The sequence below is a fragment of the Cupriavidus basilensis genome (genome assembly GCF_029335485.1).
In the GTDB taxonomy this organism is placed as follows: domain Bacteria; phylum Pseudomonadota; class Gammaproteobacteria; order Burkholderiales; family Burkholderiaceae; genus Cupriavidus; species Cupriavidus basilensis_E.
The window spans coordinates 40,517-54,053 of the sequence record NZ_JARJLM010000315.1; the positions used below are offsets into that span (position 1 = coordinate 40,517).

Consider the following 13,537-nt stretch of genomic DNA (forward strand, 5'->3'; position numbering starts at 1 on the left):
ATTTTTGTGGACTATCCCAGGCCGCGTTTGCTTTGCCGCCGAACCAGAACCGTAATGCGGTTTAATATACTGCACTACGGTTCTACTCGCAAAGTAGAGATCTCGCAAATTTCTCAATGACCCGAGAAATTTGCGTGAAATTCGGGATGAGTGTCGCTTTCAGCGCGGACAATAGCGGGCCAATGTTCCACTATGCGGATCAATTCGGTGATATGGGAAGAGAGGTAGGGCTACGTACATGCGGACACCGCGCTGCGATCGAGATCACGACTCCTGCCTGGTTTGCCTGCGAGCGACACAGCGATCGCCTCACGTGCGGAAATGCCAAAGGCTGGGAAACTCGTGGCACAAATCCAGGGGAAAGGGCTGCGGCGCCGACGTCTATAATTTCGATTCGCGCAGGGACGAAGACGCGACGGAGCTCCACCGTGGTCGCCAACGTCAACAGTGGCGCGGAGGTTTGTTCCAGGTTCAGGGAAATGAGAGCGCGGGCCCACTACAGAACCGGGGACACGGCCCGTTCTGATGGCGGGAGGCCATCATGGTGATGGCTGCGCCGGCTCCTGCTTGAGGTTTCACCGCAGCAACGTGGATGCCCGGCTTTGGCTATGTCCTGGCTCCGGCCTGGGGAATCAGCAGGCAACGGAAGGGGCACGGCCCCCTTCCGTTGCCACTGCGAAACCTATGCCCTGACCGGCGACCTCTGCAGCGCAGGTTCTCCGAATCCTTGACCGAGGCTGCGCTCGATTTCCCGGACCGTTTCGAGAAGTCGGGGCCGAATCTCATCGTGCAGCCTCGCGACCGGGAAGTAGCCGGCCGCGCCAGCCACACTGATGACCATCATGGGCAAACCACGGCCCGGCAGGAACGGCGCGGCAATGCCGTGAACCTCCTTGACCCAGCTACCGGCGGAGGTCACGCATCCCGTTGCCCGGTACTCTTCGACAGCCTCGATAATGCCTTTTTCAAGAATGGGCCACGTACCCTCGTCGAGCTCGCAGATACGCTCCATCAGCTCTGACCGCTCGCGTGCCGGCAGCGCCGCGAGTAGTGCCCGTCCCGCCGCGCTGCTACTCAACGGAATACGAGAACCGACATCGAGACTGAGCGTTACGATCGACGTGCTGCGACAACATTCGAGGTAGAGCATGGACAGCCGGTCGCGCGTGGTGAGCGCAACCACGGCTCCGGTTTCGGCGGCAAGCAACTGCATATACGGCCGAACCACCTGGCGAATATCCAAATTCGCCAGCATGGAACTTCCTAGTGCGCCAGTCGCCGTGCCAAGCCGGTACTTGCCGCTCTCAGGCACCAGATGCAGGTAACCAAGCTTCGTCAACGTATAGGTCAGCCGCGTGATAGTGGATTTCGGCAGTCCGCAGCGCTCGGCAATCTCGTGGTTGGCCAGAAAATTGTCCCCCGTCCGGAAACAGCTCAGCACCTCCAGCCCCCGTGCAAGCGCGGTGACGAAATGCCTGTCCTGCCCCTCCTCCACTGGCAGTTCCTCATCGATCTCCTTTTCGCTGGCAGGCATTGTTTTGTTGATAGTCGCTTCCTTTGCCCTTGTCATGCTGGTGGTTATCCTTCCACGAAATACCGAAACACTTGCTGAGGGCGACCCGCACCGCTTCCCCCTGCGCGTTCGAAGCAGCCTGCCGGCACCGCCCTATCCAACCGAGCAAGGTAACACATCCCAAGGTGCTGCCCCGCGGCCCGCCCACGAGCCGGCTGCAAGTGCTCACAGCAGTGCTTGCCGCTCGTCTTTTTCCTTTGCCGCGAGCTGTTTAATCTCACTCTTGAGGAGTTTCCCGGTAGGAGCGGCGGGCAGTCGTGCCATGGCTCGGATCTCCGCAGGCACTTTGTAGGGCGATAGGCGGTTGCGCAAATAGGAGATAAGCTCATCACGATCAACCGCTACGCCGGCCGCCAGCTCCACAAACGCGATCACCTCCTCATTGCCGCCAACGGCTCGCCCCACGACGGCCGACTGCACGATGGCCGGATGGCTGTTCAAGACCTGCTCAACCTCGACCGGGTACACATTGAATCCGGAGCGGATGATGAGCTCCTTGGTGCGGCCGACGATGAACAAGGCGCCGTCGCTGTCCTGTCGCGCCATATCGCCCGTATTGAGCCACCCTTCCGCATTGATGACCGTACGGGTAAGCTTTTCGTCGCGGTAGTAGCCTTTCATCATGTTAGGCCCGCGCACCCACAATTCGCCAGCGCTCCCCTGAGCGACATCATTGCCGGCAGCATCTGCAATGCGAATTTCCACGTTCGGCACCGGCAGTCCCACGGAACAATCCTTGCGCCAAACGCCCAGTGGAGTCTGCGCGACTGTCGGCGACATCTCAGTCAGGCCATAGCCGTTTTGCAGGGGCATATCAAAAGCAGACTCGACCGCCTGCTTTAGTTCCGGTGTCAAAGGCGAGCCCGCCGTAGCGATCACGCGCAGGCCGTGTCCTGCGAGCGACGTGCCGGTATGTGTACACCAGTCGAGCAGCCTGGCGTACATGGCGGGTACGCCGAGGAGCAGGGTCAGACCGCCCTCGCGCAATGCTGAGACCAGTGCCTCCGGCGAGAACCGCTCCTCGAGCCTCAGAACGCAGCCGCAAGCGAGCGAACCAAGCAGTTGCGAAGACAGGCCAACCACATGTGCCATTGGCAGGATGCCGTAGACCGTGTCAAGTGGGCTCAGTTGGCGCAACTGGCGGGACAGCGTGGCCATATGCAGCAGATTGGCGTGCGTCAGCATGACTCCCTTCGGGCTACCCGAAGTACCCGACGTGTAGATCATCGCGGCCACTTGATCTCTTGAACTGTGGCTGACGGGCTCCGGCACGGCAGCGTCGTTCAACGGCCCCACCGCTAACTCACCCACATATGGCCAGGCAGATGCCACGGCGCCCGCGCGTTGCGCATGGGCTTGCGCATCCTGGGAGACATCTGCGGCATAGAGTACGCGCCTCGCTCCAGAATGGTCGATGAAATTGTCAATTTCTCGGGGTGACAGGCGCGCATTGACCACGACTGCCCAGGCATCGCATACGCTCGCCGCCAGCACCAGGACGGCCAGCGCGGCACAGTTTTCCGCGACCAGCATGACTCGATCACCGGGACGCACGCCAAGCTGGCGGAGTTGGTTTGCCGCATCCCGCGTCGCCGTGGCGAGTTCCCCATACGTCAGCCGATAGCGCTTGTCCCGCAGGGCTATCGCAGTTGGATTGCCTTCGACCCACGGGTCGATCACTTCGTGGATCCGTCGGAACGCAAAGTTGAGCGTCTCATGCTTCTCATTCATGTCTAGCGTCTCCTGCCACAGATTATTTAGACTGCAATGCAGTCCATAATACTGTTTAGCAGTCTAAAATTCCAGCATCGCGATGCCTATTTGACCAGAAAACCGGGAGTTGGCGTTGACTTGCATCGAAACGCAACCCATACTGGATCGCAGTGCAGTTTTATGTTCCGCAAAAAAACATGGGAAGGAGACTACTATGACCAAGAAGAAGGCCGTGCTCGTCATCGGAGCTGGGGACGCCACCGGCAGCGCGATTGCGCGCCGATTTGCGCGCGAGGGCTATATCGCCTGCATGACACGACGTAACGCGGACAAACTTGCGCCATTGGTGGCGCAGATCGAAGCCGAGGGTGGCGAGGCGCATGCATTCGCCTCCGACGCACGGAAAGAGGAAGACGTGACTGCGCTCTTCCAGGAGATCGAATCGAAAATCGCACCGATCGAAGTTGCCGTGTTCAACATCGGTGCGAATGTCCGTTTCGATATCCTGGAAACGACCGCGCGCGTCTATTACAAGGTCTGGGAGATGGCCTGCTTCGGCGGTTTCCTGATGGGCCGAGAGGCTGCCAGGGTGATGTTGCCCCGGGAGCGCGGATCGATCTTCTTTACCGGGGCGACGGCGAGCATTCGCGGTCGCGCAGGCTATGCAGCGTTCGCGGGTGCCAAGCACGGGCTGCGCGCACTCGCGCAATCGATGGCCAGGGAACTCGGCCCCAAGGGCATTCACGTCGCTCAGCTCATCATCGACGGCGCCATCGACACGGAGTTCATTCGCGAGACCTTCCCAGAGCGTTACGCGCTGAAAGAGCAAGACGGCATTCTCAACCCCGACCACATCGCCGACGCCTACTGGATGCTGCATCAACAGCCCAAGGATGCGTGGACGCATGAGCTCGATCTGCGCCCCTGGCTCGAGGCATGGTGATCGCACCGCAGTGAACTGACATCGCGGCGAGGCGACTGTGCCGCCGCTCCGTCTTACCTGCATTGTCCCCGCTTGCCCGATTCTCCCCGGCTGCGAGGGCATGCGGCCGCCATTCGGAATCAAGCATGCAACTGACCTACAGTGCCGCGGAACAGGCGTTCCGCGAGGAAGTACGCGCCTTCATTCGTGCAACGCTTCCCGAAGACATTCGACGGAAAGCCCTCCAAAACCGACCGCTCGGGAAAAGTGAAATCGTTCGCTGGACGAAGCGCCTTGCCGAGCAAGGATGGAGTGCACCGAACTGGCCGGTGGAGCACGGAGGCACCGGATGGACTCCCGTCCAGAGCTACATTTTTACGGAAGAGGCCGCCTTGGCCGGGGCACCAGAGCCGATTGCCTTCGGCGTTCGCATGGTAGCGCCCGTATTGCTTGCGTTCGGCACCGACGAACAGAAGGCCCGCTATCTGCCGCGCATCCTCAGCGGCGACGACTGGTGGTGCCAAGGCTACTCCGAGCCCGGCGCCGGTTCTGACCTTGCCAGCCTGTCTACCAGCGCCACGCGTGATGGTGATGAGTTCGTGGTCAACGGTCAAAAGATCTGGACTACCTACGCGCAGCACGCCGACATGATGTTCTGCCTGGTGAGAACCGATCCGCAGGCCAGGAAACAGCGCGGCATTTCGTTCCTGTTGATGGACATGAAATCGCCAGGCATCACTGTACGTCCGATCATCACGCTGGACGGCAAGCATGAGGTGAACGAGGTGTTTCTTGATTCGGTCCGCGTGCCGGCATCGAATCTTGTCGGCGGCCTGCATCAGGGCTGGGACTGCGCCAAATATCTGCTGCGCCATGAGCGCTTCAGCACAGGGATGATCGGTTATATCAGGCGCAATCTAAAGTTGCTGATCGATTCTGCCGCCTCACGCCCTGGGCCAAGCGGTCCTCTGAGCGAGGATATTTCATTCTGTGAAAAGGTGGCGCGGATTGGTATCGAGGTAGACGCGCTCGAGTACACGTTGCTGCGCGCGCTGTCTGAAGCGGACAGAGGTGGGGACGTCGGAACGAAGGCCTCCCTTTTCAAGATCCGTAGTTGCCAGCTTGCCCAGCAAGTGTCGGAGTTGCACCTGGATGCCCTGGGTGTCGATGCACTGGCTTACCCGGCCGAAGCGCGACAGATCGGATGGACCAGTGGCGGCCTGCTTCCCGACGATGCACCGCCACAAGTCGCCAACTATCTCAATCTGCGCAAGCTCACCATTTACGGCGGCTCCGAGGAAGTGCAGAAGAACATCCTCGCGAAGGCGGAACTCAATCTGTAGGACGGCCCACATGGATTTCAATCTATCCGAAGACCAGCGGCTTCTTGTCGACGCCGTTGCTCGCTATCTTGAGCGCGAGTACCGGTTTGAAGATCACCCGCAGCGTAGTCCCGAGCAGGGCCAACGCTGGCAAGGTTTGGCAGAACTAGGCTTGCTCGGCCTGCCTTTTGACGCGCGGTACGGCGGCGGCGGCGGTAGTGTCGTGGACTTGGCGCTTGTCATGCAGGAATTTGGCAAAGCGCTCGTCACTGAGCCCTATCTCGCCACGGTTGTGCTTGCGGGAGCTGTGCTCGAACGGGCTGGCAGCCCTGAACAAAAGGCGCAGTGGATTCCCCAACTGGCAGTCGGAAGCAAACGCATTGCTCTGGCGTTCGAAGAAGCGCAGACCGCCTCCGACCTGTCGCGAATCGAAATGACCTATCGTTCGGATGAGGATGGTTACGTCCTCCAGGGAAGGAAGAAAGGTGTCCTGGCGGGATTCGCCGACGTGCTGATTGTTCTGGCCCGAAAAGAGCGGGGTTCGACCGCGGAGGAAAACTACAAGCTGTTCCTTGTCCCCGTTGACGCCGTCGGCATAACCCATATTTCCTACCCAGCGATTGACGGGTCAGCGGTATCGGAGTACGGCCTGGACGACGTCCACATACCGGCGACCGACGTGCTGGGCGATGGCAGCCTGACGCTCGCTCACGTCGCGTATGCACTTGATCTGGCACGCATTGCGCTCTGCGCAGAAGCGGTCGGAATCATGGAATCAGTCGTGCGAGACACAGCCGAGTATGCCCGCACGAGACGGCAGTTCGGCGTTGCCATCGGTAGCTTTCAAGCCCTTCAGCACAAGATGGTGGACATGCTTGTACATACCGAACAGGCGAAGTCTTCGCTGTGGCGAGCGTTGGCTTTTCTTTCCAATGACGCGCAGCGCACGTCGGAATGCGCCGCCACAAAAGCGATGATCGGCATGAGCGCCCGCTTCGTCGGCCAGCAGGCGGTGCAGATCCATGGCGGGATGGGCATGTCCGAAGAGATGAAGATCTCGCACTATTTCAAGCGGCTTACCGCCATCGAGCAAACGCTGGGCAACACAGCGGTACATTTGCGGCGCCTGGCCTATGGCATATCGCTAGCGGCGCGAAGCTGAGCTCTGAACCGACAGGTTCAACTGGTTCAACTGGTTCAAAACATCAGAATACAAAAGGAGACTGCAGTGAAGAGACGTCAATTCTTGCATGTTGGCGCGATGGGGCTCGCGAGCGGAGCCCTCGGTAGCGTCTGTGGCGCAGCGCTTGCCCAGGCGGGCGATGCAAAGTATCCCGACCGGCCGATCCGCATTCTACTGGGCTTTCCGCCAGGCGGATCCACCGACGGCCCCATGCGAGTGCTGGCGGCCAATGCCTCAAAGACGCTGGGGCAGCCCATCGTCATCGAGAACAAGCCGGGTGCGGCAGGCGTTCTGCCTGCGCAGATGCTGCAGTCGGCCAAGCCGGACGGCTATACGATCGCGGTCATCCCCCAGGGCGTATTTCGCCTGCCATACACCACCGATATCAACTGGAATCCCGCGGAACTCGCCTACATCATCGGTCTGACTGGCTACGTATTCGGCATCGTGGTACCGGCATCATCCCCGATCAAAACGATGGGCGAGTATATTGCCTACGCAAAAGCCCATCCTGGCGAGCTAACGTACAGCACGCCAGGCGCCCTGACGACCAACCATCTGACGATGGAGCAGATTTCGCGCGTCGCCAACGTGCGATTGAATCATGTGCCATATAAGGGCACGAGCGAGTCGCTTCAGGCACTTCTGGGCGGGCATGTCCAGTCCGCGGCCGAAACATCGGGATGGCAGCCATATGTCGAGAGTGGCAAGCTTCGGCTTCTGGCCGTCTGGGGAGAACATCGCATGCCGCGTTTCCCCAATGTGCCGACGCTGAAGGAGTCGGGCATCAATCTCGCCCAGTCTTCCCCTTGGGGACTTGCAGCGCCCAAAGGTACGCCGGCGGCAATCCTTTCGAAGCTGCATTCCGCCTTCAAGCAGGCGATGGAAGAGCCTAACTTCAAAGAGGTGCTGAAGCCATACGATATGGAGCCAATGTACATGAGCCCGGATCAGTATCGCCGCTACGCAACGGCCGCGATGTCGCGCGAGAAGGTGATCCTCGACCTGATCCAGTACAAGAAGAACAGCGGCTGAGCGCCACCGCCGCCCTCCCTTGAGCGGCGGGTGGGTTTCCTCAACGGCAAGAAATCGGGCGCCAGTCGACACAGCGAGGACGGCCTACCAGGAGGCCAGGCTGGGCAAAGTCAGGTGCGCACCGGCTACGCCTTCATTGCCTCTGCTGGCACAGCCGAGATCGGCAGGCACGACAGAAAATCCGATAGTCGACCACCGACGTCGACAGCTGGGGCCGACTCAGGAGGTCTGTCCAGAGGACAAGGGGCGAGCCTCCCCCTCTTCACCGAGTTGTCCAAGCAGCGTGGCCAGACCAAGCTCGAACGCTTCCGTCGACCCAGTTGCACGCCCGACCACGAGGCAACCTTCCAGCACGACCAGCGCGGTCAAAGCAATCCCGCTGGCGCGTTCGGGCGCAAACCCGCGTTCCTCCAATGCCTGCGCAAGCTGCCGCCGCCAGCTCGCGAACGCCGCTGCGCAGGCGTTGGTGAGATCCGGTGAATGTGATCCACGCTCGAGCGTGACGATAGCGACGGGACACCCCGCTTCGTAGTTGTCTTCCGAGAGCCGTCGGGCGCTGTCGCGCAGCACTGCGGCGATCCCCTCGGCAGCCGTCGTCTGCCCCCGGAAAGAATGAGCGATCCAGGCAGCGCCCAGTTGCGCCGCTAAGCCGATGTGCAGCGCCAGGCCCAGCTTCGTCGTTGGGCCGCGCCGTCGTCCGGTCAATTCGTGTTCGGCGTGGCTGTATGTGAAGAACGTCTGCAATTCGAAACTGCTGAGTTCACGCAGCACCTCGCGACGCCATCTCGCAACTGGTTGTGGTTCAAATCATGCTTACGGTGCAAGTCAGCTCCATACGCATGGTGATGCACCTATCTCAAGCCGCATGCCTGGTGGCAGAGGCCGCCGTCGCCTTGGTCCGCCACTTCTGCCGCAAGCGGCGCCGGGGCGTACTCACGCCGCCGATCACCGGCTGCCTGGTCTGCTCGGCGCAGTAGTCCAGCGCCTGGCGCAGCAGCGTGTCCACGTGCCGCAGCGAGATGCCGTGGCGACTCGCGACTTCCTGGCGAGTCAACTCCTCCAGGCGCAGATTCATCAGCACGGCATGGTGGCGCCAGGGTAGGCCCGCCAGGGCGCGATCCACCGCCGCCAGGTCGGAGCGCGCTTCGGCAATGCGATCCGGGCTGGGCGAGTCGTCGGCGAAGTAGTCGAGTGCGGCGTCGCTCGCGTGCTGCCACGGGCGAAGGTGCCGCAGTTGGTCCGTGGCGAGGTTGCAGGCCACCCGGTAGATATAGGCTTCCGGGTTCTGGATCGCCGTTGACACGGCCGTGTCGCCTAGCCGCAGCCAGGCGTCGTGCAGGCTATCGCTGGCCTGTTCGGGGCAGCCCAGGTGGCGCCGCAACAGGCGATGCAGACTCTCGTAGTTGGTGACGAGGCACTCTCGCAGCCGCACGGGATGAACGCTGTCATCGGACAGGGTATCGGCCACGTCAACGGCTTCGAGATGACCATAGGCACTCATGTTCATTTCGGATTCCTCTTGGATTGAGGGCAAAGCGGCCCCCATCCTTTCCCCGCGCTTGCGGAGAGAAGGAAATAGACGCCGTCTGGCATGGCGACCTACTGTGCCTGCAGCAGTTGGCGCCGTTGTTCGGCGCTCATGCGCGCCACGTACTTGGCGTCGAGCTCCTTGCCTACGCCGACAAGCTGCACCAGGCTCTCGGCGTCATAGGGGCGTCCTTTGGAGTGAAGCCCTGGCGAAGACGGCGATGGTGTCGTTTCACCGCCGTCCACCGGCTCGTTGCCGAAGCCCAGCACCCGCACCGAGAAGATCGAAGGCAGGCTCTGTCGTTGCGCCGCCCGATCGCGCGAGATCGCCTCCTGCGCGGCCGTCGCGGCCTGCGACGCCGCCGCGCTGGCATTGGTCAGCGCCCCGACGTTCACGCCCGCAACCACCGGCAGACCCGTCGACTTGCCCTGCACCTGCACGTTGGCCGCGTTCACCACCTGCAAGGCAGCCAGGTTGACGTTGCCCGACACCCGGATGCCCGCCTCGCCAGCGTCGATCGTGCCCAGCGGCGCGATCAGGTCGATGTCGCCGGGCGCGACTTCGGGAATCGGATTCAGCGTGGCGATGCCCGCGCCGGTGGCCGGCACCTGCGACGACAGCTTGACGTTGCCCCACGCGTCGTACACGCGCTTGGGCGGCGTGTACACCACCGTGGTCTTGGCGCCTCGCCCGGCGTTGATGTCGCCTGCGGCCGACCAGCCCAGGATGCCGCCGCCGAAGGTGGTCATGATGCGCGACAGGCCCAGCAGGATGCTGCCTTGGCTGTACAACTGGATGTCGCCCGAGCCTTGCGTCACGAGACCCGACGAAGCCGGAGGCACCTGCCCTTCAACACCGATCACCTGCTTGCCGCCGGGCGTCAGCATCTGGATGCCACCGCCGAACAGCGTGCGCACGCCGGAGCCGCCGAGCATCGTGATGTCGCCGGAGCGGACGATCTCGTTGCCCTGGCCATCCTTCTCCGGGAACAGCGCGGCGATGGCGTTGCGCCCGCGCAGGTAGCTGCCGTAGCGGCGGCTGGCCGGGTCGTTGTATTCGCGCCCGCCCGCCTTGAGTTCAGCGAAGTAGACCCGGCGCAGGAAGATGTTTTGCTGCTCGGGCGCCAGCGCGTTGAAGTACGCCAGCGCCTCGGCTGGCGTGCCGACAAAGCCGTAGCGATCCTTCAGCCAGCCCGCCAACTCGGCCTGGTAGGTCTGGGCGACCTTGCCCGAGCCGTCCAACGGGGTGCCCGCTGGCAGCAGGTTGGACGGGTCCAGGTAGTGCTTGAGCGCCTCATAATCGGGGCCGTTAGCGCCGACGCCGGCCAAGGTCACGATCGACGCGCCCGGCCGCTCGTCGCCCGACGCGAGCGGACCGATGCTGGTGATATTGCCCTTGTCGCCCTGGTACAGGTTGCGGCCTGCGCTCACTTCCAGCGTGCCAGGGCCAGCGATCTGGACGTTGGTGAAATACATGTCGCGGCCGGCCTGAATGATCGACACGTCCGTATCGTTGGTGTTGAGGATCAGGCTGGGCTCAACCGTCGTCGAGTTGCTGCTTCTCCCGAGCCGCCCGAAGTTGACGATGTCGCGACCGGCGCGGATGTTGGCGGCCTTCGCCGCGAAATACACATTGGTGATCGGTCCCTGGTAAACAGGCTGGTAGGCAAGGATCTGGCCCAGCGCCACATTCACCAGATCGCCGTCGACAGCATGGATACGGATGGGATTGGCATCGCCCTCGTGCAGCCGGGCCGGATCGGGGAACAGGGCCGGGTCGGCGTCGGCGCCGGAGACGATGAAGCGCGCCGGCATATAGCTGATCCCAGCGTTGTATCCCGCCGCCGCATAGATCGAATCCCGCGCGAGCAGTTCCAGATGCCCCTGCGGCGAGGGCGCGAGCCACAGCGCGACGCTCTCGTTCTGCGTCCCGGAATAGTAGATGCTGCCGTTGGCTGCGGTGGCCGAGAAGCGCGCGGGCAGGCCGTAGCCGCTGACGACGCGGTCTTCCGGCACAGTCTTCATCGAGGTGGTGTCCAGCGCGTTGTAGGGCACCAGGTTGCCGCCGGCCGAGAACAGCGCCAATGCGGTATCGGACCGCCAGGCGCCGCTCGCCTTGGCCTTGCCGACGCCGCCGAGCACGAGGTCCGCGCGCGTGCGCAGGCTGATGCCGCCATCGCCCGGGACCACGATGACACCGCCGAACGGCTGGCCCGGGCCGCCGAAACCGGCTGCCCGCGTGGGATCGGGCGCGCGCGGGTCGTTGAGTTCCTTCGTGCCGTAGCGCAGCGGCACCGAACCGATGGCGCCGGCATCGATGCGCAGGTCTCCGCGCAAGTTGGTGAACACGCCGTTGTCGGCGTCGTCCGGATACCCCGGCCCGCTGACCGTGTTGGGGTTCAGGCGCCCGCCGATACTCAGGCGCACGTCGCCGCCGCCTGCGGCGCCCACCACCAGGGCCGTGTTCTGGTACAGCGGGTAGAGGTCCTTGCGCGGCGCCAGGTTGCCCGCGTCGCCGCCGACGCGCAAGGTGACATTGCCGCCGCCCAGCGCGCCGAAGCCGGTGAAGCCGTCGTCATAGGAGGGCGTACCGCGGTTCACCCAATTGTCGGGCGAATTGCTGCTACCGCCATAGCTCCAGCCGGTGAGCGTGCCCTGGACATCGACGAACAGGCTGGCCGGCGCGGCATCGCCCCATCCGCGAGTGGAAATGTTGTATATCGAGCCTTGCGACAGGTTGCCGCCGGCCAGCAGGTCCAGGTCGCCCGTGCCGGTGCGGATGCTGCTGGCGATGGGCACCTGCTTCACACCCGACCAATCCGCGACGCCGTAGCTGTGGTAGTCGCTCAGCAGGATGTTGCCCGCGCCGCCCAGGGCGCTGCGGGCCTGCAATGCCCTGGCATTGGCTGCGGCGAGGTCGGCACCGGCGGCCAGGCGGATCGACGCGGACAGCGAACCGGGTGCCAGTTGCGGAATAGTCGGTGCCGTCGCGGGAACAGCTTGCGTACCTCCCTGCTTACCCGTAGCGAAGCCCGGCAATGTATTCCCAGGTTCAAAGAGGAATCCATCCCGCGCGAACATTGTGCCGGCGGGGAATGTGTCGCCAGGCGTAAGGCCAAACAACCATCCCCAGGCTTGGTAAAAGGAAGTGTCGGGAACCGTCCAATCCGTCATCAGATAGATGGGCGAACTGTTATTGTAAGTGTTGGCCCATGTATCAAAATAGAGCGATGGGATAGTTGCTGGATCCGTTCCCTCGGATATGACACCGGTATAGGACACAGGCACGGCAGGCAGACCTGGCCCGTGACCATCCGAAATGCTGCCATTGACGGTGAGGTTGCCGCCGGCGCGCAGATCGAACGCCATCGGCTCGCCCGCGCCGTAACTGCTCGACGCGGTATCGCGGTCGGCGCGCGGGCCGTAGCGGTAACCCGCCAGATCCAGGTCGCCCGAGACGGTCAGGTTGCCGTCCGGCGTGGCGCTGACGATGGCAACCCCGGGGCGCAGGTGAAAGGCGCCGCCATGCGCCGTCAACCCGGCCAGCCGGGTCTGCAGGCCGGCATTGGCGAGCGCTCCATTGACGAAGGCCTGGCTGTCCTGGTCGATCAGGTCGAGGAAAGCCTGGGTGACGACCTGCGTGTCGGCGCTGCCGCCCTGGTAAGGCGCATTGGCGTAATCGGCGAAGCCGTTCAGTACAATGCGCTTCGCGCCGCGAATGTCCAGCGCTCCGCCAGCGTCGATGGCGATGTCGCCGCCGGTGGCATTGGCCGGCGCGCCCGCGCCGGTGGCGCTGGCGACGGTCGTCCCCAGGCGCGGGGCGTTCAGCGTCAGCGTGCCGCGCGCGGTGGCGTCGGCCGAGCGCAGATTGATGACCGCGCCCGGCGCCAGCGTGAGCCGACCTTCGGTAACGCTCAGTTCCACTTCGGGCGTGTTGGCCGCGGCAATGGCGACGCCGTCGCTATCCGTGCGCAGCACCGCGCCGTGGGCATCGAGCCTGCCGTTGACCGTCAGGCCGGCGCGCGCGGCCAGGCGGATGCTGCCGGCACTGCCGCCGCTGGCGTCCACCGTGCCACTGACGGTCAGGCTGCCACCGTCGACGGACACCGCGACATGGTGCGCCTTGAGTTCGTCGCCGATGACCAGGTTGCCCTGCTTGAGCGCGAAGGCGCGGCTGTCGCTGAACCCCTCCGTCGTCAGTATCGTGTTGAGCGCAGCGAAATCGCCGCTCAGCGTGGCCGCGTTCTCGCCGAGGCGCTGGG

Annotated in this window: 9 protein-coding genes; 4 read left to right on the forward strand and 5 right to left on the reverse strand. The window is 63.1% G+C overall.

The window, feature by feature from the left end:
- Positions 1-682: 682 nt before the first annotated feature.
- A complete protein-coding gene (locus P3W85_RS18505; protein WP_346430272.1) occupies positions 683-1,570 on the reverse strand; it encodes an IclR family transcriptional regulator in 888 nt (295 codons plus the stop codon).
- 168 nt (positions 1,571-1,738) lie between these two features.
- A complete protein-coding gene (locus tag P3W85_RS18510) occupies positions 1,739-3,304 on the reverse strand; it encodes a class I adenylate-forming enzyme family protein (RefSeq protein ID WP_276265863.1) in 1,566 nt (521 codons plus the stop codon).
- Between the two features lie 196 nt (positions 3,305-3,500).
- On the opposite strand from P3W85_RS18510, the gene P3W85_RS18515 reads away from it, so the two are divergent.
- From P3W85_RS18515 to P3W85_RS18530, 4 genes are all read left to right on the forward strand, one after another.
- Entirely contained in the window at positions 3,501-4,229 is a 729-nt protein-coding gene (locus tag P3W85_RS18515; RefSeq protein WP_276265864.1) for an SDR family oxidoreductase, read from the forward strand.
- A 125-nt stretch (positions 4,230-4,354) separates the two neighbouring features.
- Positions 4,355-5,551, forward strand: coding sequence for an acyl-CoA dehydrogenase family protein (locus tag P3W85_RS18520; protein WP_276265865.1), 1,197 nt, complete (start codon positions 4,355-4,357; stop codon positions 5,549-5,551).
- Positions 5,552-5,561: 10 nt separating this feature from the next.
- Positions 5,562-6,692: an acyl-CoA dehydrogenase family protein gene (locus P3W85_RS18525; protein ID WP_276265866.1), complete on the forward strand. Its 1,131-nt coding sequence runs from the start codon at positions 5,562-5,564 to the stop codon at positions 6,690-6,692.
- A 66-nt stretch (positions 6,693-6,758) separates the two neighbouring features.
- Positions 6,759-7,748: a tripartite tricarboxylate transporter substrate binding protein gene (locus P3W85_RS18530; RefSeq protein ID WP_430869566.1), complete on the forward strand. Its 990-nt coding sequence runs from the start codon at positions 6,759-6,761 to the stop codon at positions 7,746-7,748.
- Between the two features lie 219 nt (positions 7,749-7,967).
- On the opposite strand, the gene P3W85_RS18535 is transcribed toward P3W85_RS18530, so the two are convergent.
- The 3 genes from P3W85_RS18535 to P3W85_RS18545 form a co-directional block, all read right to left on the reverse strand.
- Positions 7,968-8,519: a hypothetical protein gene (locus P3W85_RS18535; protein ID WP_276265867.1), complete on the reverse strand. Its 552-nt coding sequence runs from the start codon at positions 8,517-8,519 to the stop codon at positions 7,968-7,970.
- Between the two features lie 85 nt (positions 8,520-8,604).
- Entirely contained in the window at positions 8,605-9,255 is a 651-nt protein-coding gene (locus P3W85_RS18540; protein WP_276265868.1) for an RNA polymerase sigma factor, read from the reverse strand.
- 92 nt (positions 9,256-9,347) lie between these two features.
- On the reverse strand, positions 9,348-13,537 hold a 4,190-nt coding region (locus P3W85_RS18545), incomplete at its 5' end, for a filamentous haemagglutinin family protein (protein WP_276265869.1).

Bases quoted from the DNA above. Each gene is read 5' to 3' on its own strand.
- P3W85_RS18505 (WP_346430272.1), bottom strand. From the start codon at position 1,570: ATGACAAGGGCAAAGGAAGCGACTATCAACAAAACAATGCCTGCCAGC.
- P3W85_RS18510 (WP_276265863.1), bottom strand. From the start codon at position 3,304: ATGAATGAGAAGCATGAGACGCTCAACTTTGCGTTCCGACGGATCCAC.
- P3W85_RS18515 (WP_276265864.1), top strand. From the start codon at position 3,501: ATGACCAAGAAGAAGGCCGTGCTCGTCATCGGAGCTGGGGACGCCACC.
- P3W85_RS18520 (WP_276265865.1), top strand. From the start codon at position 4,355: ATGCAACTGACCTACAGTGCCGCGGAACAGGCGTTCCGCGAGGAAGTA.
- P3W85_RS18525 (WP_276265866.1), top strand. From the start codon at position 5,562: ATGGATTTCAATCTATCCGAAGACCAGCGGCTTCTTGTCGACGCCGTT.
- P3W85_RS18540 (WP_276265868.1), bottom strand. From the start codon at position 9,255: ATGAACATGAGTGCCTATGGTCATCTCGAAGCCGTTGACGTGGCCGAT.